General features: G+C 71.1%; 16 protein-coding genes. 11 read left to right on the top strand and 5 right to left on the bottom strand.

What is annotated here, in order from left to right; genetic code table 11:
• Together AB0P08_RS04075 and AB0P08_RS04070 are read left to right on the top strand one after the other, a co-directional pair.
• The gene (locus tag AB0P08_RS04075; protein ID WP_363588210.1) at positions 1-3,462 is read left to right on the top strand and encodes an HtaA domain-containing protein; all 3,462 of its coding nucleotides are present in this window, start codon (positions 1-3) and stop codon (positions 3,460-3,462) included.
• A gap of 95 nt (positions 3,463-3,557) precedes the next feature.
• On the top strand, positions 3,558-3,893 hold the full coding sequence (locus AB0P08_RS04070; protein WP_363588208.1) for a potassium transporter Trk: 336 nt from the start codon (positions 3,558-3,560) through the stop codon (positions 3,891-3,893).
• Here AB0P08_RS04070 and AB0P08_RS04065 read toward each other — a convergent pair.
• On the bottom strand, positions 3,890-4,495 hold the full coding sequence (locus AB0P08_RS04065; RefSeq protein ID WP_187663095.1) for a zinc-binding alcohol dehydrogenase: 606 nt from the start codon (positions 4,493-4,495) through the stop codon (positions 3,890-3,892). The genes AB0P08_RS04070 and AB0P08_RS04065 overlap by 4 nt on opposite strands.
• Positions 4,496-4,646: 151 nt before the next feature.
• Between AB0P08_RS04065 and AB0P08_RS04060 the strand changes: the two genes are divergently transcribed.
• The 3 genes from AB0P08_RS04060 to AB0P08_RS04050 are packed head-to-tail and all read left to right on the top strand — an operon-like array spanning position 4,647 to position 6,507.
• Entirely contained in the window at positions 4,647-5,525 is an 879-nt protein-coding gene (locus AB0P08_RS04060; protein WP_336501379.1) for a hypothetical protein, read from the top strand.
• The gene (locus tag AB0P08_RS04055) at positions 5,522-5,944 is read left to right on the top strand and encodes a phage holin family protein (protein WP_187663097.1); all 423 of its coding nucleotides are present in this window, start codon (positions 5,522-5,524) and stop codon (positions 5,942-5,944) included. Before AB0P08_RS04060 ends, AB0P08_RS04055 begins: the two co-directional genes overlap by 4 nt.
• On the top strand, positions 5,941-6,507 hold the full coding sequence (locus AB0P08_RS04050) for a DUF3618 domain-containing protein (RefSeq protein WP_363588206.1): 567 nt from the start codon (positions 5,941-5,943) through the stop codon (positions 6,505-6,507). Before AB0P08_RS04055 ends, AB0P08_RS04050 begins: the two co-directional genes overlap by 4 nt.
• A gap of 72 nt (positions 6,508-6,579) precedes the next feature.
• Here AB0P08_RS04050 and AB0P08_RS04045 read toward each other — a convergent pair whose 3' ends face one another.
• Complete coding sequence (locus tag AB0P08_RS04045) at positions 6,580-8,082, bottom strand: DUF5979 domain-containing protein (protein WP_363588204.1); 1,503 nt, start codon at positions 8,080-8,082, stop codon at positions 6,580-6,582.
• Between the two features lie 235 nt (positions 8,083-8,317).
• Between AB0P08_RS04045 and purM the strand changes: the two genes are divergently transcribed.
• The 3 genes from purM to AB0P08_RS04030 are packed head-to-tail and all read left to right on the top strand — an operon-like array spanning position 8,318 to position 12,231.
• Positions 8,318-9,430, top strand: coding sequence for a phosphoribosylformylglycinamidine cyclo-ligase (gene purM / locus AB0P08_RS04040; RefSeq protein WP_187663100.1), 1,113 nt, complete (start codon positions 8,318-8,320; stop codon positions 9,428-9,430).
• Between the two features lie 6 nt (positions 9,431-9,436).
• On the top strand, positions 9,437-10,909 hold the full coding sequence (gene purF / locus AB0P08_RS04035) for an amidophosphoribosyltransferase (protein ID WP_259952892.1): 1,473 nt from the start codon (positions 9,437-9,439) through the stop codon (positions 10,907-10,909).
• Positions 10,909-12,231 carry an MFS transporter gene (locus AB0P08_RS04030; protein WP_187663102.1) on the top strand — a complete coding sequence of 441 codons (1,323 nt, stop codon included), beginning with the start codon at positions 10,909-10,911 and terminating at the stop codon, positions 12,229-12,231. The genes purF and AB0P08_RS04030 overlap by 1 nt, the downstream gene beginning before the upstream one ends.
• Before the next feature lie 9 nt (positions 12,232-12,240).
• Here AB0P08_RS04030 and AB0P08_RS04025 read toward each other — a convergent pair whose 3' ends face one another.
• Entirely contained in the window at positions 12,241-13,275 is a 1,035-nt protein-coding gene (locus AB0P08_RS04025; protein ID WP_315638056.1) for a LacI family DNA-binding transcriptional regulator, read from the bottom strand.
• Between the two features lie 93 nt (positions 13,276-13,368).
• Between AB0P08_RS04025 and AB0P08_RS04020 the strand changes: the two genes are divergently transcribed.
• The 3 genes from AB0P08_RS04020 to AB0P08_RS04010 all read left to right on the top strand — a co-directional run bounded on the left by AB0P08_RS04020 (position 13,369) and on the right by AB0P08_RS04010 (position 20,943).
• The gene (locus AB0P08_RS04020) at positions 13,369-15,186 is read left to right on the top strand and encodes a glycoside hydrolase family 35 protein (protein WP_187663104.1); all 1,818 of its coding nucleotides are present in this window, start codon (positions 13,369-13,371) and stop codon (positions 15,184-15,186) included.
• 184 nt (positions 15,187-15,370) lie between these two features.
• Positions 15,371-20,554 carry an endo-alpha-N-acetylgalactosaminidase family protein gene (locus AB0P08_RS04015; RefSeq protein ID WP_363588201.1) on the top strand — a complete coding sequence of 1,728 codons (5,184 nt, stop codon included), beginning with the start codon at positions 15,371-15,373 and terminating at the stop codon, positions 20,552-20,554.
• A gap of 155 nt (positions 20,555-20,709) precedes the next feature.
• Positions 20,710-20,943, top strand: coding sequence for a FitA-like ribbon-helix-helix domain-containing protein (locus AB0P08_RS04010; RefSeq protein WP_363588199.1), 234 nt, complete (start codon positions 20,710-20,712; stop codon positions 20,941-20,943).
• A 157-nt stretch (positions 20,944-21,100) separates the two neighbouring features.
• Here AB0P08_RS04010 and AB0P08_RS04005 read toward each other — a convergent pair whose 3' ends face one another.
• Positions 21,101-22,021 (bottom strand): carbohydrate ABC transporter permease, encoded by a 921-nt coding sequence (locus AB0P08_RS04005; RefSeq protein ID WP_187663106.1) that lies wholly within the window; start codon positions 22,019-22,021, stop codon positions 21,101-21,103.
• On the bottom strand, positions 22,018-22,992 hold the full coding sequence (locus tag AB0P08_RS04000) for a carbohydrate ABC transporter permease (protein ID WP_363588197.1): 975 nt from the start codon (positions 22,990-22,992) through the stop codon (positions 22,018-22,020). The genes AB0P08_RS04005 and AB0P08_RS04000 overlap by 4 nt, the downstream gene beginning before the upstream one ends.
• Positions 22,993-23,014: the final 22 nt, after the last annotated feature.

Raw genomic sequence — 23,014 nt, 5'->3', positions numbered from 1 at the left:
GTGAACGCCACAGCACATACCCCCTCAGCGAGCACACGCCTGCGCGTCCTGCTCGCCGCCCTCGTCTCCTTCGTCCTCGTCGCCGCCGGGGCGATGGTCAGCCCGCCGGCGCACGCTGCCGCGGCGACCGTCACCGCAACGGTGTCGTCCGCCGACACCACCGGCCTCACCGTGCAGGTGCGGGCCGAGGGTCTGCCGGACGTGACGGGCGTCTATGCCGCACTGATCGTGTCGGGCACCGAGAGCGGCGTCTCCGCCGGTGGTGGCTACGCCGCGTTCGCGCTGCCCTTCCCGAGCGTGCAGCAGGGGGCCGCCTCCTTCACGCTGCAGGCGCCCGTCGCGTCCCTGGACCGCACGAAGACGTACGAGGTGCTCGTCTGGCAGCAGCACTCCGCGCCGACAGCCGCCACGATCTACGGCCGCGGCGACGTCACGGTGACCCCTGCGCAGTGGGACACGGTCTTCGGAACGACGCCCGTCGAGCCGGGGGAGACGGAGCCGGGGGAGACGACTCCGGGTGAGACGGAGCCCGGTGAGACGGAGCCCGGGGAGACGGAGCCCGGGGAGACGGAGCCGGGCGAGACGACTCCGGGCGAGACGGAGCCCGGGGAGACGGAGCCGGGCGAGACGGAGCCGGGGGAGACGGCCCCGGGCGAGACCGAGCCGGCGCCCGCCGAAGCCGCCATCGAGGTGTTCCTCGCCGACGGCACCACGCCCGCTGCGGGTGCTCGCCTCCAGGCGGGTGACGAGATCGTCGTCAGGGGCACCGGATACGACCCGACCGCGAACGTCGGCGGGCGCGGCGTCCCGATCCCGTCGAACCTGCCCCAGGGCACCTATGTGGTCTTCGGCAACTTCGCCGCGACGTGGCAGCCCTCGCAGGGGGCGCCGTCCTCGGCGCGTTCGGTCGGTGCACAGGCCTGGGCGCTCGCCGAAGGCGTGCTGACCCAGGTCCCGGCGCAGTACCAGGGCGCGATCCGCGCACAGTGGGTGGACATCACCCCCGAGGGCTCGTTCCAGGTCACGCTCACGCTGAAGGACACTCCGGCGACGCCCGGCTCCTACGGCGTGTACACCTACCCGGCAGGCGGTGTCGTCAACGCCGACCAGGAGCGCCGCGTCGCTCTGGACTACCGCGTCGCCTCGGGGCTGACCACCACCGTGAAGGCGGCGACGGCCGATGACGGCCTCACGGTCACGGCAGCGGCGACGAAGCTCGGCGCCGTCTCGGGCGCCTACGCGGCACTGATCGAGAAGGGCACGGAGGCCGACGTCACGGCCGGAGGCGGCTTCCTCGCGATGCAGTACGTGCGCGGCATCACCGGTGGCGGCTTCAGCGTCGACCTGACCGCTGCGGCGACAGCGCTGGACCGGTCGAAGGCCTATGAGGTGATCGTCTGGCAGCAGCACACCATGCCGAATGCGAACACGATCTACGCGCGCTCCACCGTCACCGTCACCGACGCGCAGTGGAACGCCCTGCTGCCGTCCCCCGGGCCGTCGGTCACCGCCGCCGTCACGGGAGCCTCGGCCGCGGACGGGCTCACGGTGAAGGCCACCGCCGCCGACCTCGGCGCGGTCACCGGCGCCTACGTGGCGCTCATCGAGACGGGGACCGAGGCTGACGTGACGGCCGGCGGCGGCTTCCTCGCCATGCAGTACGTCCGGAACATCGGCTTCGGAGCCTTCGCGGTCGACCTGAACGCGGCGGCGAAGGACCTCGACCGGTCGAAGACGTACGAGGTGATCGTGTGGCGGCAGCACACGATGCCGACCGCCGACACCATCCACGCGCGGGGCGCGATCACGATCACCGATGCGCAGTGGCGCGCACTGCTCGGCGAGAAGCCGACCGAGCCGAAGCCCCCGGTCACGCCGAAACCCCCGGTGACGCCGACGAAGCCGGCTGCGACCGTCCCCGGCGGGTCGCTGCGCTGGGCCATCTCGTCCTCGTTCACGAACTACATCACCGGCCCGATCGCCCAGGGTGCGATCGCCGTGTCCGGTGGCGCCACCCGATCCGGCGGCCAGTTCCAGTTCGGGCAGACCGTCGGCGGCGATTTCGACGCGACGTCCGGGCGCGGCAGCGTGGTCTACCGCGGCGCGGTGCGCTTCACCGGCCACCACGGGGTGCTCGACGTCACCGTCGCCGATCCGATGATCCGGATCACCTCGGCGTCCTCCGCCACGCTGTTCGTGACGAGCGGGGGTGCGCAGGTGCCGTTCGCGACTCTCGACCTCTCCCGCGCGGTCCGCACCGCGGCCGGCGGCGCCGTCACCTACACGGCGGCACCCGCCGCCCTCACGGACGCCGGGCGCGACCGCGTCCTCTCGGGATACGGCACCACGCTCACCCCCGTCTCGTTCACGATCGGCTCCGTCGCCGCCGCGCCCTCGGGCACGACGGGAACGGTCGCGGCGGCCGCGGTCGCGCCGAAGGCCACGCTCCCGGCGACCGCGCCGACGTCCACCGGCATCGAGGTCGACGAGGAGAACCTCGCCGCGCTCGCCGCCGGGAAGCCGGCCACGGTCTCCGCCTCCGGGTTCCGTGCGAACGAAACGGGCATCACGGTGGTCGTGTACTCGACCCCGGTGCTGCTCGGCACCGTGACGGCGGATGCGTCGGGTGTCGCGACGTGGTCGGGTTCCCTCCCGGCGACGCTCGCGGACGGCGACCACACGCTCACCTTCCAGGGCTCCGTCGATCGCGGCCTCTCATTCACCCTCGCCAGAGCGACCACGGAGCTCGGGGTGTGCACGGTGGAGGGAGCGACCCTGCACTGGGGCTACAAGGAGTCGTTCCGGACCTACATCGAGGGCATCGCGCGGGGCGGCTGGACGCTGACCGGCGTGACGTACGAGTACCCCGCCTTCGTGTGGTCGAACGGCACCGGTTCGCTGGATGACGCGGCGCGCACGGGTCTGGTCACGTACGGCGGCAGCATCGCCTTCACGGGCCACGACGGGGCGCTGAACACGACGCTGGCGAACGCGCGGGTCGAGCTCGCAGGCGACACCGGGTACCTCGTCTTCGATGTCACCGGGACCACTCAGGCCGGAGAGGCCGTGGCGCAGCAGGGGGTGCGTCTCGCGGAGTTCGCCCTCACGGACGCCGCCGTCACCGACGGTGCGCTGACCCTCGACGACGTACCCACGACACTGACCGCGGCCGGTGCCTCCGCGTTCGGCACGTATCAGGCGGGCGAGGGGCTCGACCCGGTCTCCGCCGTGATCCCGGTCGACGATGCGTGCGGCGCTCCTGCGGAGGAGGAGTCCGAGCCGGAGGCCGAAGCCGATGCGGCGGTGACCGCGATCAGCGCGCCGGTCGCCTCGGACGAGGCCCCGGTGTGGCCCTGGATCGTGGGCGGTCTGGTCGTCGTCGCGCTGGCCGCGACGGGCGGGGTGCTGATCGTGCGTCGCACCCGGAGGGGGGAGCCGGCCGAGACGACGACCGAGGTCTGAGACCGGCGGCTAGCGGAACCGCCCTCCCCGGTCATCCGGGGAGGGCGGTCTCGCATGCGGCTGCGCACGGCTGCGGAGGGTGGGACAATGGAGGCATGCCCTCCCACGACACCCATCAGACCGTCGAAGCGACCGTGCGCCGCGTGCCGCGGTACGGCGTGCTCATGGGCATCGGGGTCGTGCTGGGCGTCATCGCCGCCGGCATCCTCACGATGGTCGGCAGCTTCGAGCAGTCGCAGGCGCTCGATGTCGTCTATCCGCCCGGTCAGGTCTTCGGCTTCCTCCTGCTCTGGACCGTGCCGATCGGTCTCGCGCTCGGCGGCGTGGCCGGTCTGGTGCTCGAGCGTCTCGCCCGCCGCCACGACCGCGTCGTGAGGGTCGATCGGGAGACCGTGGTCGACGAGGACGACACGACGACCGACCGCGCCTAGGCGAGCTCGGCGATCACGGGGCGGATCGCGGAGTCGAATGCCACGACGTCTCGGCGGAGCCCGTCCGTCACCGCGACCGTGAGGTCGCCGATCCACCAGATCCCGCGCTGCGACAGAGGTAGCACCTGCACGTTGAGCTCGAAGGAGTGCGCACGGCGCCCGATGTCGCGCTCGAACTCGGCGATCGCGCTCGCGTACGCCCGGTAGGCGTCCCCGCCGGTGTGGCTCTTCATCGACCCCACGTACCGGTCGTGTGCGGCGGTGGCATAGCGGAGCGCGGTGCCGGCATGCGGTCGGATCGCCGACGAGAGCGCCTCGGCGCCGGTCGCCGGGAGGGCCACCAGCGTGTCGAAACCGTCGATCAACTCCAGCGGGACGCCCGAGTGATGAGCCCGCGGCTCCACGGTCATGTCCCAGTAGCCCTGCCACTGGGCCTCGACCTCGGGCGGGGCGTCGACCGCGTCGGGCGCGCGGACCGACAGGTCGCGGAGGGACGGCAGATCCAGCGGCGCCCGGATGCCCAGCAGCTGGCGCAGGGCGAGCGCGACGAGCACGGGGACGCTCGCGTCTTCGCGGATGAGCCACTGCGGCTTGTCGGCCATGGCCCCATCGTAGGCGGGTGCAGCAACCGTGCGGAGCCCCGGCACGGTAATGCCCGCGGAGAGCCGCGTCAACCCTCGCTGTGATCGCCGGATCCAGGGGTAGACCTGCAGACACGTCGGCGGCCGTCGGCGGGAGTCGAGAGGAAGAACGATGTCGCAGAGCAATGCAGAAGGTGCCGCGGGCAGCGGTACGACCGAGTCTCCGGGCACCGTCCGGACCGCCGCGCACGAGGCCTCAGGCGTCGCCGACGAGGCGAAGAGCCAGGCCGCGGGCGTCGTCGAGACCGCGAAGGCCGAGGCCGGTGCCGTCGCCCATGAGGCCAAGGACCAGGTTCGCGACCTGTACCACCAGACCAAGACCGAGCTGTCGGAGCAGGCGGCGGTGCAGCAGCGCCGTGTCGCGGACGGGCTCCGGTCCGTGGGCGGGGAGCTCGGCACGATGGCTGAGCGCTCGGACGGCGGTGTCGCCGCCGACCTCGTGCGCCAGGCGTCCACGCGGATCCAGGGCATCGCGGGCTGGATCGGCGACCGCGACCCCGGTTCGCTGCTCACGGAGGTGAAGTCGTACGCACGGGCGAAGCCCGGCACGTTCATCGCCGTGGCGGCACTCGCCGGTCTCGTCGCCGGCCGGCTGACCAGAGCGCTCTCCGAGGGCGCTGCCGAGTCGGCCTCCTCGGGGTCGGGTTCCGCCGGGTCCGGCTCTTCGTCGGCCGCTGGGGCGACGGCAGCCGCCGTTCCGCCGCGTCCCGTCGTCCCCGCGGCGACCACGCCCGGGGCGGTTCCCGGTGGTGCGGGCGCGGCCGGTGTCGCCGGAGGCGCGGGAGTCGCCGAGAACACCACCCTCGGTCAGCCGCCGCTGCCGACCGATGGCACCGTCCCCGGAGCGCCGGACGGGATGAGCGGTATCGACGCCGGCACCGCGCCGTGGGGTGTCACGCCGCACGGCGAGACGGTGGACGACGGGGACACCCCGCTCTACGACCGGACGGATGCTGCCACCCGCGGCTCCGATGAAGAGGGGCGACCATGACCGACCCCATCCCCACACCTTCGGAGCAGAAGGCCGAGACCACATCTCTCGGCGATCTGCTCAGCGAGGTCACCACTGATCTGTCGACCCTGATGCGGCAGGAGCTGGAGCTGGCGAAGGCCGAGCTCAAGCAGTCGGCCACGCGCGCCGGCCGGGGGGCGGGCATGCTCGGCGGGGCCGGATACGGCGCGCTCATGGCCGTGTTCTTCCTGTCGGTGGCCCTCTGGTGGGCCCTCGGCGCCTATGTCACCGGTCTCGGCTGGTCGGCCGTGATCGTCGCCGTCATCTGGGCGGTGATCGCCCTCGTCCTGTTCGTGATGGGGCGCAAGCAGTTGAAGAGCATCGAAGGGGCTCCGCGCACCGTGGACACCCTCAAGCGCATCCCTGATGCGGTGAAGAGGAATGAGGAGAACAAATGAGCGATTCACCCGACGCGATCCGCGCCGACATCGAGCGGACCCGAGCAGAGTTCGGCAGGGACGTCGACGCTCTCGCCGACAAGGTCACCCCCTCGAAGGTCGTGCACCGGCAGACGCAGAAGATGAAGGGCGCCGTGCGCTCGGCCGTCGACCGGGTCATGGGCGCCGCCGATGACGCCGGGGACCGGCTGGGGGACGCCTCCTCCTCGGTCGCCGATGCCGGGCGGCACACCGTCGCCAAGGCGCAGGGGAATCCGCTGGCGGTGGGCCTCATGGCCTTCGCCGCCGGCCTCGTCGTGGCCGCCGTCATCCCCGCCTCCTCGAGGGAGAAGGAACTGGCCGAGGACATCAAGGAGAAGGCCCAGCCTCTCATCGATGAGGCGACCGACGTCGCCAAGACGATCGGACAGGACCTCAAGGAGCCGGCGCAGGAGGCCTTCGCCGCCGTCAAGGATGAGGCCGCCGGCGCCGCAGCCCACGTCCGCGACGACGCGACCCACGCCGTCGACGAGGTGAAGGGCAGCGCTCAGGACGCTCGCGACAACGTCGCAGGCCAGAACTGACCGCACGGAACCCCGTTGCACGAGGGCCCGGTCCGATCCGTCGGACCGGGCCCTTCGCGTCGCGGGCGAGCGTCAGTTCTCGATGCCGATGCTTCCGGGTGCGGAGTCCGCGTGGGTGGCGGACCGACGGCTGAGCAGGATCCCCGCTGCGAGAGCCAGCACCGCCCCGGTGGCGAGTCCGATCAGACCGCCGGGGTCGCCGCCCGTGGCCGCGAGGCCCGTGGTCGGCGGCGAGGGCGGTGCCGGCGGCGTCGAGGGTGACGGCGGTTCCGCCGTGGTCGGCGGCGTGCTCGGGGACGGCGGGGAGAGCGTGGCCGGGTTGGTCAGCTCGACAGTCACGACCGACCCTGCGCCGATCGTGAGCTGTGCTCCTTCGTCCGTCGTGGTCACGCCGTCGCCGCGGAACTGCGGAGTTCCCCACACGACGCCGGGGACGGCATCCGCGGTGTGCTCGGACAGCGTCACGACCGTGCCGACGGGAATCCGCCCGACGCTTCGGTCGGTGCCGTCCACGGGCAGCGTGAGGGTACCGGTGACGGGGCCGTCCGCTCCGGGGTACGAGTAGTCGACGGCGAATGTCGCGCCGGCCGGGACGAGGGGTGCCGCCGCGCCCGTGATCCGCTTCGCGACCGAGAAGCCGCCGAGACCGTCCCCTTCGCCGTCGCCGCCGGCGACGCTCGCGGTGACAGTCGCCGTCGTGGTCGTGAAACTCGACCCGGAGACGGTGTTGCTGAACACCTGTCCGGTCTGCGCGTCTGCGGGCAGGCGCGTCTGGTACGAGACGCGATAGAGGCGGTCAGGCTCCGCCGGCGCGGCGAAGACCACTGTGAACGAGGAGCTGTCAGTGTCCGGGGTGAAGACGTAGTCCGACCCGGCTGTGAGGGTGCGGAAGTCTGCGGCATCGAACAGGCCGCCGTTCCAGGCGTCCACGGCGACCGAACCGATCGCCACGGTGCTCGGCAACAGGCTCAGCCCCGGGGTCGCGGTGTCGGTGAGGGTCGGGCGCTCGCCGCTGAGCAGGCGTCCCGGCACCCAGATGTACCACTCGATCGTCCCGTCGGCGGTCTGCACGCCCGACTTGGTCGCGTCCGTCGGGGCCGGCTCGGAGCGCTGCGGACCGACGCCGCCACCGGGGATCTCCACGGTGATCGGGCCTCCGTCCCCGGTGGTGAAGGTCACGGTGTCGTCTTCCGTGGTCTCCTCCGCCTTCATCTGGAAGAACAGGGTGCCGCGGACGTTGTCGTGCGTGAGGACGTAGTCGCTCAGCGTGCACGTGATGGCGGTCGCCGCGACGGTGCACGTGCCGACGGTGGCGCCGTCCGGGGCCCGCAGCGGGAAGGACGAGGTGACACCGACGAAGCGGGGCGTCGTCGGAAAGCTGAGCGAGAAAGTGTCTCCGGGCTGCGCGCTGTCGGGGACGGCCCACGTGGCCTCGAGGCGGAGGGTGTCGTACAGGTGCACCTCACCTGTCGGCTCCACCACCGTCGCCGAGGTGATGGCGTCCCACTCCGCGGCGTGCGCCGCCGGCGGCACGGCGAGCCCGACCAGCGCAAGGAGGGCGATGGCGCTGCTCACGCCGACAACGCTCCTCCCCTGTCGTCGCTGCGTTCTCCTCTTCTGCGCGCGCACTGTCCACCTCTCCTGTTCTTTCCGGGAACTCCGGACATCGGACCCGCCTGCTTCGGCGATAGACTCTCACATGCGCAGATGATTACGCCACATATGAGGACTGATATACACAGATCGCAGCGGGTGAACCGGGAAGGAGGCGGCGAGCCGAGTGGTCGGCCGCGGGCGGTAGGCTGTTCGAGTGGCTGCCTCCCCCACCAACCCCTATTCCGAAGCCGGCGTCGACACCGCGGCGGGTGACCTCGCCGTCGAACTGATGAAGTCCTCCGTCCGTGCCACGCACGGCCCCGAGGTGCTCGGCGGTGTCGGCGGATTCGCCGGCCTGTTCGACGCCAGCGCGCTGCGGGACTTCCGTCGTCCGCTGCTCGCGACCAGCACCGACGGCGTCGGCACGAAGGTCGCCATCGCGCAGGCCATCGACAAGCACGACACGATCGGCCAGGACCTCGTCGGCATGGTCGTCGACGACATCGTGGTGGTGGGCGCGAAGCCGCTCTTCATGACCGACTACATCGCCTGTGGCAAGGTCGTCCCCGAGCGCATCGCGGACATCGTGCGCGGCATCGCGGAGGCGTGCGCGGCGACGGGCACCGCCCTCGTCGGAGGTGAGACGGCGGAGCATCCCGGCCTCCTCGGTCCGCGCGACTACGACGTCGCCGGGGCGGCGACGGGCGTGGTCGAGGCCGACGCCATCCTCGGCGCCGAGCGCGTGCAGGACGGCGATGCGGTCATCGCGGTCGCCTCCAGCGGCCTGCACTCCAACGGCTACTCTCTCGTGCGTCACATCATCACCCGCGCCGGGATCTCCTACGGTGACAACGCCGCGGACTTCGGCTCGACCTGGGGCGAGGCCCTCCTCGAGCCGACCCGGCTCTACACGCTTCCGCTGCTGCGCCTGATCGAGGCCTCCGGCGGAGTCCACGCCCTGAGCCACGTCACCGGCGGGGGCATCGCCGCCAACCTCGCCCGCGTGCTGCCGCAGGGAAGCTGGGTCGAGGTCGACCGCAGCACGTGGTCGCCGAGCCCGGTCTTCCGTGTGCTGAGCGACATCGCCGGTTCCACGCTCGAGTCCGCCGAGGGCACCTGGAACCTCGGCATCGGATTCCTCGCCGTGGTGGCGGCGGACAAGAAGGACGCCGCGATCGCGGCGCTGAACGCCGAGGGCATGCCCTCCTGGCAGGTCGGCACGGTGGGCTTCGGCCCGCGCCCTGCCGGCGAATTCGAACAGGGCGCCAAGGGCGTCGATGGTGGAGCGGTGCGCCTCGTCGGCGCCTACGCGGACGGAGCGAAGTAAGAGCCCATGTGCGGCATCGTCGGAATGGTGGGCTCTGCCCCGGTCAATCAGGACATCTACGACGCCCTCCTGCTGCTGCAGCATCGCGGGCAGGACGCGACGGGCATCGCGACCGCCGAGGCGAACGGCGTCATGCACAACGCCAAGGCTCAGGGGATGGTGCGCGAGGCGTTCCGCACCCGTGACATGCGAGGGCTGCTGGGCAACGTCGGCCTCGGCCACGTCCGCTACGCCACCAAGGGCACCGCGTCCAGCGAAGAGGAGATGCAGCCGTTCTACGTGAACGCGCCCTACGGCATCATCCTCATCCACAACGGCAACCTCACGAACACGCGCGAGCTCGCCGCCGACATGGCACAGCGCGACCGCCGGCACCTGAACTCGTCGAGCGACACCGAGCTGCTGCTCAACGTGCTCGCCGGTGAGCTGCAGGCCACGACCTCCACGGTCGACCTCGACCCCGACCGGATCTTCGAGGCCGTCGCCCGCACGCATGACCGCATCGAGGGCGCGTACGCCGTGATCGCCGTGATCGCCAACTACGGCCTGCTCGCGTTCCGGGATCCGTTCGGCATCCGTCCGCTGATCCTGGGTCGTCGTCCTTCAACCGTCGTCGGCGCTGAGGGCAAGGACGAGTGGGTCGTGGCGAGCGAGTCGCTCGTGCTCGAGAACGGCGACTACGAGGTCGTGCGCGAGGTCGAGCCCGGAGAGGCCGTCTTCATCACGAACGACGGCGAGCTGTTCTCCCAGCAGTGCGCCACCGCCGCGACGCTCGCACCCTGTGCGTTCGAGTACGTCTACCTCGCCCGTCCCGACTCGGTCATGAACGGCATCTCCGTGTACGAGTCGCGTCTGCGGATGGGCGACAAGCTCGCCGACACGATCGCGAAGCACGTGCCGATGGACAAGATCGACGTGGTCATGCCGATCCCCGACTCGTCCCGTCCCGCGGCCATGGAGGTCGCCCGCAAGCTCGGCATCGAGTACCGCGAGGGCTTCTACAAGAACCGCTACGTCGGCCGCACCTTCATCATGCCGGGGCAGGCGGTGCGCAAGAAGAGCGTCCGCCAGAAGCTCAACGCCATGTCGACGGAGTTCCAGGGCAAGAACGTGCTCCTGATCGACGACTCCATCGTGCGCGGCACCACCTCGAAGGAGATCATCCAGATGGCCCGGGATGCCGGAGCCGCCTCGGTGACGTTCGCCTCCGCCGCCCCGCCGGTCCGGCACCCGCACGTGTACGGCATCAACATGCCGTCGCGGCACGAGCTCATCGCCCATGGCCGCACGATCCCGGAGATCGCGGAGGAGCTGGGCTGCGACCACCTCGTGTACCAGGAGGTCGACGACCTGAAGGCCGCGATCACCGAGGGCTCCGCGCTGGAGGACCTCGACATGAGCTGCTTCGACGGCCGCTACGTCACCGGCACCGTCACCGACGAGTACCTCGCCTGGGTGGAGGGGTCGCAGACCTCTTGATGTCCGGGTCCCTGAGTTCGCCGCAGGGCCGACCCCTCTGGCAGGGGCGCGCCCTCGCGTTGATCGGGATCGTGCTGGTCGCGTTCTCGCTGCGGTCGGCCGTCGCCTCGCTCTCTCCGGTCCTGGACCACGTCGCCGAGGACTTCCCGGTGGCCCCCGTGATCGTGGGGTTGATCGGAGCGGCGCCGCCCGTCTGCTTCGCGCTGTTCGGGCTGCTGACCCCGCTGTTCGAGCGCCGGTTCGGGCTGGAGCGGATGGCGGTCGCGGCGATCGTGCTGATGGCGGCGGGCATGCTGCTGCGCGGCCTCGCCCCCGACTCCTGGAGTCTGCTCGCGGCGACCGCGGTCGTGTTCGCCGGCGTGGGGTCGGGCAACGTCCTGCTGCCGCCCCTGGTCAAGAAGTACTTCGCCGACCGGCTCGGCGTCATGATGACGGCGTACTCCACGACGCTCGCGGTCTCGACCTTCCTGCCGCCGCTGGTCGCCGTCCCCGTCGCCGACTCGCTCGGGTGGCGGATCTCGCTGGGCATGTGGGGCGTGGTGGCCGCACTCGCCCTCGTGCCGTGGGTCACGCTCCTGGTGCGCTCCCGCGGCGACGACCGCCCGGTGCCGACGGAGCTCCTGGTCCCCGACCCCACCGACGGCGTGGACGATGTGCGCGACGCGGTCGCCGCCTCGACGGGGCCGATCACGACCCAGTCGGCGAGCCCCCGCGTCTTCGGCCGGCTCTGGCGACTGCCGCTGGCGTGGGCGCTCGCCCTCGTGTTCGGCACGTCGTCGACCATGGCCTACGTCGCCTTCGCCTGGCTGCCGACCATCCTCGTGGACCTCGGCGGCGTGACCCCGGCGACCGCCGGCTTCCTGCTCTCGCTGTTCGCGCTCGTCGGGCTGCCCTGCTCCATGCTCGTGCCGGTGCTCGTCGTGCGGTTCCAGGCGACCCGCCCGCTGTTCTTCGTTGCCGTGGTCGCCGGCCTCGTCGGGCTCGCCGGCCTGCTGCTCTTCCCGACCGTCGCGCTGCCGCTGTGGGTCGCGATCTTCGGGCTCACCGCGATCATGTTCCCGCTGAGCCTCGTGCTCCTGAGCATCCGCGCCCGTACGCCGGAGAGCGCCGTCGCCCTCAGCGGCTTCGTGCAGAGCATCGGCTATGCCATCGCGGCCGTGTTCCCGCTCCTCGTCGGCCTTCTCCACGACACCAGCGGCGGGTGGCAGGTGCCGCTTCTCGTGGTGGCGGGGGTGCTGGTCGTCTCGGTGCCTGCGGGGATCATCGCGGGTCGCCGCCGCACGATCGAGGACGAGTGGGAGCGCCGCCACGGCCGCTGGTGACGATCCCGGTCAGAGCGCTCGTCGGGGCGGCGCGGTCGAGGAGCGCACGATGAGCTGCGGGTCGGTGGAGGGCATCTCGCCGACCGGGTCGTGGCCCTCGATCTGGGTGATGAGCCGCAGGGCGGCAGCGCGGCCCATGGCCTCGAACGGCTGACGGACGGTCGTCAGGGCGGGGGAGGCGTACGCGGCGAGGGCGATGTCGTCGACGCTCACGACGGAGATGTCCTCCGGCACGCTGCGCCCCGCCTCGTGCAGGGCGCGGATGAGGCCGAACGCCATCTCGTCGCTGCTGACGAAGACCGCGGTCGCCTCGGGGATCGCGGCGATGGTGCGCCCGGCCCGGTACCCGGACTCCGGGGTCCAGTCCGCCGGGATCACCGGCGGCGGGACGATGCCGCGCTCGCGGAGCGTCTGCTCCCAGGCCTCGCTGCGCTGCTGCGTCTCCGTCCAGTAGTCGTCGCCGGAGACGTGCCACACGGTCTCGTGGCCGAGGTCGAGGAGGTGCTCCACGGCGAGTCGGGCGATCGCGCGCTGGTCGACCGCGAGCGGGGCGTCCTCCTCCAGGGAGGTGCGCTCGCTGCGGGTGGCGGGCGTCCGTTCGGTGCGCGCCCGCATCGCCGGAGTGTCCAGGGCGATGGGCACGCCGAGGATGATGCCCTCCGCACCCTGCCGCTCCAGGCGGTCGAAGGCCTCGAGGAAGGCGTCGTCCGAGGCGTGGTCTGCCACCGCCGCGGTGGTCACGGTGTAGCCGTTCGCCGCCGCGGCCTGTTGGATGCCGACGCCGAGCGCGGCGGAAGAGTAGCGGTCCGTCGAGACGACGATCACGCCGAGCACGCGCGTGCGTCCCGATGCGAGCGACGCGGCTGCGGCGTGCACCCGGTAACCGAGTTCCTCGACGGCGGCCAGCACCCGTCGCGCGGTGTCGGGGCGGACGTTGTCCTGCCCGGACATGACGCGCGAGACGGTCTGCGTGGAGACGCCGGCGAGGCGGGCGACGTCGACCTGGCTGGGGGCGCGGTCGTCTTTCGGGCGGCGAGGGGACATGCCCCAATGGTAGCGATCCATCGGCGGAAAACCAGGGAGCACGGACCTCGGCGATGCGATAATGTGAACGCAAACAATTCAGCTGGGAGTGCAATGTCCGACCTTCTCGCCGCGGCTTCCGACGGCTCGACCACCGCCGTCGCCGCGCCGGCAGACGCCGCTGCCTCCGGCGCTCCCGCCCTGTCCTGGCGCGAGGGGGAGATCCTCCGCGACGGTGTGCCCCACCGCATCCTGTCGGGCTCGATCCACTACTTCCGCGTCCACCCCGACCAGTGGGAGGACCGCCTGCGCCGGCTCGCCGCGATGGGCGCGAACACGGTCGACACCTACGTCGCCTGGAACTTCCACGAGCGGGTCGAGGGGGACATCCGCTTCGACGGCTGGCGTGACGTCGAGCGCTTCGTGCGGCTGGCCGGCGAGGTCGGCCTCGACGTCTTCCTCCGACCGAGCCCCTACATCTGCGCGGAGTGGTCCAACGGCGGGCTGCCCTTCTGGCTCACCGGCAGGGTCTCGGCGCTGCGGACGAGCGATCCCGCGTTCCTCGCCGCCGTCGACGCCTGGTACGACGCGCTGCTCCCGCGGCTCGTGCCCCTGCAGGCGGCCTACGGCGGGCCGATCGTGGCGATCCAGATCGAGAACGAGTATGGATCGTTCGGCAGCGACGCCGCCTACCTCGCCCACCTGCGTGACGGGCTCCGGCGACGGGGCATGGTGGAGATGCTGACGACCGCGGACGGGATCACTCCGGACATGATCGCGCACGGGAGCGTGCCGGGTGCGATGACGACGTTCACGTTCGGCACCGGGGTGCCGGTGGCGGCCTCCCTGCGTCGGCACGGGGAGGCGCTCATGTGCAGCGAGCTCTGGGGCGGCTGGTTCGACCACTGGGGCGAGCGGCACCACGTGCGTTCGGCGGAGAGCATGGGCGGGACGATCCGGGAGCTCCTCGACGAGGGCGGCTCGGTCAGCCTCTACATGGCGCACGGGGGCACCAACTTCGGCCTGTGGAACGGTGCGAACCACGACCTCGTGCTGCAGCCCACGGTGACCAGCTACGACTCCGATGCCCCGATCGGCGAGGACGGCACGCTCGGGGAGAAGTTCCATGCGCTTCGCGCGCTCTTCGCCCCCTTCCACGCCGACGGACTGCCGCCCGTGCCCGACCAGCCGCGGCGGCAGTCCGCGACCTCCGCGCCTCTGGAGCGGCGAGCGAGCCTGCTCGACGTGGTCCGGGCGACCCCTGCCGCGGGCGGGCTCTCGCCGCGCCCGCTGACCTTCGAGCAGCTCGGAGCGGAGGACGGCCTCGTGGCCTACGAGGCCGACGTGTCGTTCCCGGACGAGGCGACACTGACCGTCGACGGCCTGCACGATCGTGCGGTCGTCTTCCTCGACGACCGCCGCCTCGGTGTGCTCGAGCGGGACGGCGAGACGTCTCTCGCTCTCCCGGTGGACGGCGGTTCCGGTCGGCTGGCGCTCGTCGTCGAGAGCCTCGGGCGCATCAACTACGGGCCGTACACCGGCGAGGGCAAGGGCATCATGCGCGGCGTGATGATCGGCCGCCGTCTCGTGAACGGCTGGACGCATCGCCTCCTGCCGCAGACGGCACCGGCGGTGGACGCCGCTGCCGTGGGCGGGGTGGACGGCCTCGCCGTCGCCGCGCTGGACGTCGCCGAACCCCTGGACGCGTGGCTCGCCTTCCCCGGTGGCGGCAAGGGCCTGGTGTGGCTGAACGGATTCCTGCTCGGACGCTACTGGAGCGTGGGCCCGCAGGAGACGCTCTACGCCCCCGCGCCGTTGTGGCGTACCGGGCGCAACGAGATCGTGGTGCTCGACACCGACGGCCTCGGTGCGACCGTGGAGATCCGGGAGGCGCCGTCCTTCGGGGAGACCGAGGAGTTCATCGGCTCCTGAGCCGCACTCGGGCCTCGGGTGGTGACCTTCGGCCAATGTTTGCGCACACTTAACGTTCGACTCTTGTCTTAAGCCACAAGCTCGCTCTACGGTGATAGCGCAAACATCGGTTCCGATCGATAATCCATCTGCGGCGCACCGGGGCGTCCTTCCTCCGGCCGTCGCACCGTTCGAGAGGCAAGACGTGTCGACACCTTCCCGACCGCCGCGCACCGCCGTCGCCGTCAGTTCCCTGCTGGCGACGGCTCTCGCGCTCGGCGGAGCGCTCCTCCCTGCGACCGCGGCGCAGGCCGCCGATCTCGTCCCCGTCCCGCACGCGGACTATCGGCTGCACGCGGTGTCCAGCGAAGCCGATCCGTATCCGGCGCCGCCTTCGCTCGACGGCACGGCTCTCGGCGCCTTCGACGGCGACTACTCGACCCAGTGGACGTCGCGGTACTCGGCCAACGCCCCCTTCCCGCACTGGATCGCCCTCGATCTGCAGCGGCCCCTCTCGGTGAAGGCGCTGGACTATTCGGTCAAGCGCGGGCAGAGCGTCGCGGCGAAGACCGTCGAGGTGTACGTCACGGACGACGCCGACGCCGCGCGCACCTCGCCCGCCGACGGGGGATGGGGCGCCGCCGCCGCGGCCGCGACGCTGCACGCGCCCACCGCGAACGACGAGAAGCAGCGCATCTCGCTGGAGACCGCGAAGGACGGCCGGTACGTCGCCCTCCTCATCATCGACGCGCAGGGCACCACGGGCGGCGGCGCCGGCGAGATCCAGGTGCTCTCCGACGAGGAGCTCCCGCCGATCGTGACCGAGCCGGAGACGCCGGAGCAGCCGGAGCCCGGGGACACCGTCGAGATCGCCGCGGGCGGCACCACGGCCACCGTCTCCTCCGCGTTCCCGCAGATCCTCGGCTACCGCGTGGGCGATGAGCGCCTCGGCGGCCAGAAGGGCTCCCCGCGCACCTGGGCGGTCAACGGCACCGCCTATGCGTCGACCACCACGTCCACGGCGACGGCGACCGGCGTCGACTACGTCTCGGCCCTGACCGGCATCGACGTCACGGTGCGCAGCAGCATCCGCGTCGCGGCGAACGGCACGGTCGAGTTCGCCGTGACCGGAGTCGACGGCTCCGCTGCGGTGAACACCCTGGCGCTCCCCGACAACGCCTTCCTCTCCGCGACGGCCGCGGACGGCGCCGTCCTCGACCGCACCGTGATCAGCCCGAACAGCACGACGAACGCCGATGAGCACATCGCTGTGGGGCCCGCGACCGCCACCGGGACGAAGGGCGCGGCCTTCGCCTTCCTCGGCGACGGGACCCTCGCCGGCAGCGTGATCACGAACGCGACGACGCAGGCCTCCGGCGGCACCGCCTCATGGAACACCCGGCTCACGACGCGGGTGACCGCGGCCGACGGCCGGACCGCGGAGATCGGCTCGAACACCTGGCTCATCCATCCGACTACCGCCGTCGACAGCCGGGTGACGACCTACGCCCTTCCGAAGGTCACGGTGCTCCTCACCGCCGATCGCAACGGCGACGAGACCGTGGACTGGCAGGACGCCGCGATCCGCTACCGGGAGGTCGACGCCCCGCGCCTCGGTGCCGACCGGGTCGCCGACCGCGTGATCAGCCGCATCCCGTTCAACTTCGCCTCGAGCGCCACGAACTACTTCGACCTCGTGCTCGACAACACCAAGCGCATCGCGAACCAGACCGACGGCCTCGGGCAGTGGGTGCTCAACAAGGGCTTCGGCAGCGAAGGACACGACTCCGCGAACACCGACTACGGCGGGAACTACAACGAGCGCGCGGGCGGCCTCGCCGACCTCAACCGTCTCGTCGACGAGGGGGCGAAGCTCAACGCCGACATGAGCGTGCACGTCAACGCCACCGAGATCTATCCGCAGGCGGACGCGTTCGACGCGGCGATCCTCGACGGCACACCGCCGTACAAGCCCGGCTGGAACTGGCTCGACCAGTCGTACTACATCGATCAGCAGACCGATCTCGGCACCGGACGCGTGCTCGACCGCTTCCAGCAGCTGCGGGACGAGGTGCCGGGGCTCAGCGGCGTCTACATCGACGTGTACTACTCCAACGGCTGGGTGGCCGAGGAGCTCGCGGACGAGCTGAACGCCATGGACCTCGAGGTCGCGACCGAGTGGGGCGACAAGTTCGTCGACAGCACGGTCTGGTCGCACTGGCCGAACGACCTCGCCTACGGCGGCAAGGACAACAAGGGCATCAACTCCACCATGGTGCGGTTCATCCAGAACGCGCAGGCGGACGTCTGGAACGACGACGCCCTGCTGGGCCAGCAGCGTCTCGTCGATGCCGAGGGCTGGGTGGGCAACCGCAACTGGGACGGCTTCATCGGCAACATCTGGTCGCAGAGCCTGCCGACGAAGTTCCTGCAGCACTTCGACCTGCAGACGTACGCGGCGGGGGCCGAGGCGACCTTCACCGACGACGTGGCGGTCCGGATCGACGGTGGTACCCGCGTCATCACGATGGACGGCGCGACCGTCCTGCGGGGCGACTCCTACCTGCTGCCGTGGCAGTCGCTGGAGTCGAGCGCCGAGTCGGGTTCGCCCGTCGACGCGGACAAGATGTACTTCTTCACGGCCTCCGGCGGTGAGAAGACCTTCGGGCTCACGGATGCCTTCCGCGGCAACACGACCTTCGACGTGTTCGCGCTCGGCGACCAGGGGCGCGAGAAGGTGGACACCGTCACCGCGGTCGACGGGAAGCTGACGCTCGCCGGCGAGAAGGGGGCGGCTTACGTCGTCGTGCCCCAGGGTGGGGCGCAGCGGGCTGCGATCGAGTACCGCGACGCGGGCCTGGCCGATCCCGGGTTCAACTCGGGGTCGCTGGACGGCTGGAACCCGCGGGGCGACGTGACCATCGAGCGCACGGACCTCGGCGCGGCGAAGAACGCCTCACGGGGCGACAACATCGCGGTGTTCGGCTCATCCGCGTCCGCGATCTCGCAGACCGTCACCGGCCTCACCCCCGGGAAGCGCTACGCGTTCTCCGCGCAGGTGCAGATCGATCCGACGGCCACGCGCGACGTGAGCGTCGCGGTCGACACCGGCGCCGGCGTCGTCAGCCGCACCTGGAACCTCTCGCCGACATACAACTACATGCGCGCCGACTCCAAGGCCGGGCAGTACTACCAGCGCGGATCGGTGTCGTTCCTCGCCCCGGCCTCCGGCGAAGTGACCGTCTCGGTCTCGGCGGTCGCCGGTGACGCGGCGGTGCGAGTCGACAACGCCAGGGTGATGGCGGACACGACGGCGCCGACCGCCGCGGGCACCGTGTACTCGAACGACTTCGAGGGCAACCAGCCCGGGTGGGGCCCGTTCGTGAAGGGTGACGCCAACGGCATCGACGACCCGCGTACGAGCATCTCGCGTCGGCACGACCCGTACACGAGCAGCGACTGGCGCAACACGGCCAAGCCGTTCGACACCGGAGCCACCGCGGGCCTCGCGGTGGACTCCACCCTCACCGGTGAGCACTCGCTGATGTCGCACTCCGAGAACTCCGGCGTCGTCTACCGGACCGACCCCACGCTCGTCCCGCTGCAGGCCGGGCACACCTATCGCATCGGGTTCGACTACCAGGCCGGAGCGAGCGGAGCGTACCGCTGGCTGACCGGTACGGACGCCGTGATCGACGGGGAGATCTCCTCGACGACCCTGCGTCGCACTCCTGTCGTGCAGGCGCTGGAGACCACCGCGTTCCGCGAGGACGTGATCGTGGGCTGCGGCGACTACACCTGGGTCGGTCTGGAGCGCGTCGGCGCGCCGGACGTCGACTTCGTCCTCGACGACTTCACGGTGACGGACCTCGGCCCGACGGACGGAGGCACCCCGTGCGCCACCGTCGCCGGCGAGGCCGTGACCCTGAGCCCCGGGGCGCAGACACCCTTCACCACGACCTTCACCAACAGCGAGGACATCCTGGCGGAGAACGTCGGCGTGCAGCTCGACCTCCCGGAGGGCTACACCGTCGAGGTCGCGGACGGCTCCTCGAACCTGTTCACGAAGGTCGCCCCCGGCGAGAGCGTGACGACGGACTGGCTGCTGACGGCACCGGCGTCGGCCGCGGGCTCGCCGGTGAGTATCGGCATCGCCGCCACCTACCTCGTCGACTGCGATGTGCGGACCGTGCAGACCGCGCAGGAGGCCGCTGTCGCGTCCCGCGCCCGCATCCCGAACGCGCAGATCACCGCGACCGCGAGCTCCGAGGAAACCGCGGGTGAGGACGGCACGGCGGCGAACATGCTCGACGGCAACGCCGGGACGTTCTGGCACAGCCGCTGGAGCACTGACGCCGCCGCGTATCCGCACGTGCTGACGTTCGACCTCGGTTCCGCGGAGACGGTCGACGGCATCTCCTATCTGCGTCGCGGCGCGAACCAGAACGGCCCCATCAAGGGCTTCCAGGTCGCGGTCTCCACCGACGGGCAGGCCTTCACCGACGTGGCCGCGGGGGAGTGGAAGAACGTCGCGGAGTGGCAGGACGTCGACTTCGCGGCGACGACCGCGCGATACGTTCGGGTGACGGCGACCTCGTCGATCTCGGGCACGCCGTTCGCGGCCGTGGCGGAGATGGCGGTGTATGGCACCACCGCCCCGCAGGCCGGGCACGCACCGGAGGCGCGACCCGAGGACGACCTCGGGGTCTGCGCTCCGGAGACCGATCCTGCGTTGACGCTCGGCGCGGATTCCGTGCGGGCAGGGCAGACGGTCGAGGCCGTGCTCTCGGGCTTCGCGCCCGACGCCGCCGTCTCGTTCTGGTTGGACGGCGTGCGGCTCGCGGACGCGACGGTCGATGCGCACGGTGCGCTGACCACCCGGGTCCTCATCCCCGCGGATGCGACGGTCGGGAAGCACCGCTTCCTCGTCAAGGACGCCTCCGGCGCGGAGGTGGCCGGTGCGGCCCTCAAGGTCAAGAAGGCGAAGCCGGTGAAGGTGCCGGCCCTCACCCCGTCGGTCGGCACCGCGGCGGCCGGAGACTCCCTCCGCGTGCAGCTCCGCGGCTTCGACCCCGAGTCCGTCGTGCAGCTCTGGCTCCACTCGGAACCGGTCAGGGTGGGCGAGGTGACGATCGCCGCCGACGGCAGTGCGGTCGCGACCGTCACCATCCCGGCGGCCACACCCGCGGGCGCCCATGCGCTCGTGGCGACGGACAGCGAGGGCGCCGAGCTCGCTCGTGCGGATCTCGCGGTCACCGCGGTCGCGACCGCCGCGGGCGGGGCACTGGCCACGACCGGCGCGGAGGGGATGACGTGGGTGGCGGTCGCCGTCGGTGCGCTCGCCCTGAGCGCCCTCGGTGCGGGGCTCTGGCGACGGCGACGCAGCTGAGTCCCTCTGCTGCACACGAGAGGCCCGGCGTTCGCCCCGGGCCTCTTCTGCACGCGGCGGGGAGTTTGCCGGTTCTCCACGGGTTGCGGTTCCGGGGCCGGAGAGCGTGCCTCCGGTCCCCGATACTCGAGGGGTAGCCACGAAAGGAGCCGCACATGCCGAACGTACTCATCCGCGATCTCGACCCCGGCGTGCATTCCGTGCTCACCGCGCGAGCGCAGGAGCGAGGACAGTCGCTGCAGCAGTACCTCTCGGCGGAGCTCGCCCGCATCGCCGCCCGCCCGACGCTGTCGGAGTTCCTGAGTGGACGAGCGCGGCAGCCGGAGGTGGCCACGCTCACCCCGGAGAGCATCGTCGCCGCCGTGCACGAGGGGCGCGCCGGGCGGTGATCGTCGTCGACGCCGCGATCGTCGTCGACCTGGTCTGCACCGGAACGTCGACCCGAGTCCTGTAGGCGCGGCTGGAGGACGAGTTCCTGCTGCCCCCTCCTCACGCACGACCGGAGGCTCGCGCGGGCGGCCTCCGGTCTGTGCGCGGTCGAGGTGCCTAGCCCTTGACGGCGCCGGCGGCGAGACCGGAGCGCCAGTACTTCTGCAGCGTGAAGAACAGGGCGATGAGCGGGATCACACCGAGCAGTGCCCCGAGCATGACGGCGCCCTTGTCGGGGGAGAAGTAGCTCATCATGCCGTAGAGGCCGAGCGTGACCGGCTTGAGGTCGGGGCTGGAGATCATCATGAGCGGGAGGAGGAAGTTGTTCCACGTGGCCACGAAGATGAACAGGAAGATCGTCACCATCGCGGGGCCGAGCAGCCGCAGCACGATCGTGAAGAAGATCCGGGCCTCACCGGCGCCGTCGATGCGGGCGGCCTCCAGCAACTCCGTCGGCACCGACGACTGCGCGTAGACCATGCCGAGGAAGACGCCGAACGGCGAGACCGCCGAGGGGATGATGATCGCCCACACGGTGTTCGTGAGGCCGAGCGCCTGGAACTCGATGTACAGCGGCACCGTGAGCAGGGCGACGGGCAGGAGGAGCCCCGCCATGATGATGCCGACCGCGAGCTTCTTCCCGGGGAAGGCGAACTTGGCGATCGCGTAGCCGGCCATCACGGCGAACAGCGTGCCGATGATCCCGGCGCTGAGCGAGTAGAACAGGGAGTTGCCGACCCAGCGCCAGAACAGCCCCTGGGTCCAGCCCATGAGGCTGTCGTAGTTGGCGGCGAGGTTCGGCTCGGCGAACCAGAATCCGAACGTCGAGGTGAGGTCGGTGTTGTTCTTCGTCGAGGCCACCACGAGCCAGAACACCGGCACGAGGAAGTACAGCGTCGCGACGACGAGGGCGATGATGCCGAACGTGCGGGCCGCGGGACCCGGGGCGATGGACGGAGGAGGGGCGTCCGCCGCCTGCGGCCTACGAGAGCGCCGCTTCGTCGGCGGGGTCACGGTGACGAGTCGTGTGGTGGTCATGCGTCGCCCTTCCGCCGCTGGAGCAGTGCGTACACGATCGCGAGCACGCCCGCGATCCCGGCCATGAGCAGCGAGTACGCCGACGCCGGACCGCTGCCCGACGGCGACAGCTCGCCCATCATCGTGTTGTAGGTGAGCATCATCGGCGTGAAGTCCTTGCCCATCCAGGAATTCGCGGCCTCCAGGATGACCGGCTCGTTGAACAGCTGGACCGTGCCGATGATCGACAGCAGCACCGCCAGCAGCGCGGCACCGCGCACGAGCGGCACCTTGATGCGGGTCGCGATCTGGAAGCCCGTCGCACCGTCCAGACGGGCGGCCTCGTAGAGGTCGCGGGGGATGGCCTGCAGGGCGCTGAGGAAGATGAGCATGTTGTAGCCCGTGTAGGTCCACGTCGTCATGTTCGCCATCGAGAAGAGGATCGTCTGCGGCGACATGAGGTCGGTCCCCTCCGGCAGATACGGCAGGAAGGGCGACACCTCGGGCGTGTAGAGGTAGAGCCACATCATCGCCGCGATGATGCCGGGGACCGCGTACGGGAGGAAGAAGGCGAGGCGGAACAGGGCGGGGCGGCGCACGATGAACGAGTCCAGCAGCAGGGCCAGGGCGAGGGCCGCGATGATCATCACCGGGATCTGGAACGCCGCGTAGAGCATGACCCGTCCCATGCCGGCCCAGAAGGCGCCGTCGGTCGCCGCCGCCGCGAAGTTGTCGAGGCCGACGAAGGTGTCGACGAGCTCGCCCCCGCCGTACAGGCCGCCGCCGGCGGGCACCTGCGCGAAGAACGACGACCGGACCGACACGATGATGGGGATGAGGAAGACGACGGCGAACAGCAGCGCGAACGGCGCCATGAACAGCCACCCGGTCAGTCCCTCTCTTCGGATCCGCGATCGACGGGTCGACGGGGCGACGGGACGGCGCGCGGGAGGGAGCGGCGCCGCTGCCCTCGTCTCGGTCACTGTGGCCATGATGTGCCTCTCGCTCTCACGA

The sequence above is a fragment of the Microbacterium meiriae genome (genome assembly GCF_040686935.1).
Lineage (GTDB): Bacteria > Actinomycetota > Actinomycetes > Actinomycetales > Microbacteriaceae > Microbacterium > Microbacterium meiriae.
This window is presented reverse-complemented; position numbering and strand designations above follow the sequence as displayed.

What these genes read in the sequence shown, in the direction of transcription:
- AB0P08_RS04055 (WP_187663097.1), top strand. Translation starts at nt 5,522, where the DNA reads ATGACCGACCCCATCCCCACACCTTCGGAGCAGAAGGCCGAGACCACA.
- AB0P08_RS04025 (WP_315638056.1), bottom strand. Translation starts at nt 13,275, where the DNA reads ATGTCCCCTCGCCGCCCGAAAGACGACCGCGCCCCCAGCCAGGTCGAC.
- AB0P08_RS04000 (WP_363588197.1), bottom strand. Translation starts at nt 22,992, where the DNA reads ATGGCCACAGTGACCGAGACGAGGGCAGCGGCGCCGCTCCCTCCCGCG.
- AB0P08_RS04065 (WP_187663095.1), bottom strand. Translation starts at nt 4,495, where the DNA reads ATGGCCGACAAGCCGCAGTGGCTCATCCGCGAAGACGCGAGCGTCCCC.
- purF (WP_259952892.1), top strand. Translation starts at nt 9,437, where the DNA reads ATGTGCGGCATCGTCGGAATGGTGGGCTCTGCCCCGGTCAATCAGGAC.
- AB0P08_RS04020 (WP_187663104.1), top strand. Translation starts at nt 13,369, where the DNA reads ATGTCCGACCTTCTCGCCGCGGCTTCCGACGGCTCGACCACCGCCGTC.
- AB0P08_RS04030 (WP_187663102.1), top strand. Translation starts at nt 10,909, where the DNA reads ATGTCCGGGTCCCTGAGTTCGCCGCAGGGCCGACCCCTCTGGCAGGGG.
- AB0P08_RS04070 (WP_363588208.1), top strand. Translation starts at nt 3,558, where the DNA reads ATGCCCTCCCACGACACCCATCAGACCGTCGAAGCGACCGTGCGCCGC.
- AB0P08_RS04050 (WP_363588206.1), top strand. Translation starts at nt 5,941, where the DNA reads ATGAGCGATTCACCCGACGCGATCCGCGCCGACATCGAGCGGACCCGA.
- AB0P08_RS04005 (WP_187663106.1), bottom strand. Translation starts at nt 22,021, where the DNA reads ATGACCACCACACGACTCGTCACCGTGACCCCGCCGACGAAGCGGCGC.
- AB0P08_RS04010 (WP_363588199.1), top strand. Translation starts at nt 20,710, where the DNA reads ATGCCGAACGTACTCATCCGCGATCTCGACCCCGGCGTGCATTCCGTG.
- AB0P08_RS04060 (WP_336501379.1), top strand. Translation starts at nt 4,647, where the DNA reads ATGTCGCAGAGCAATGCAGAAGGTGCCGCGGGCAGCGGTACGACCGAG.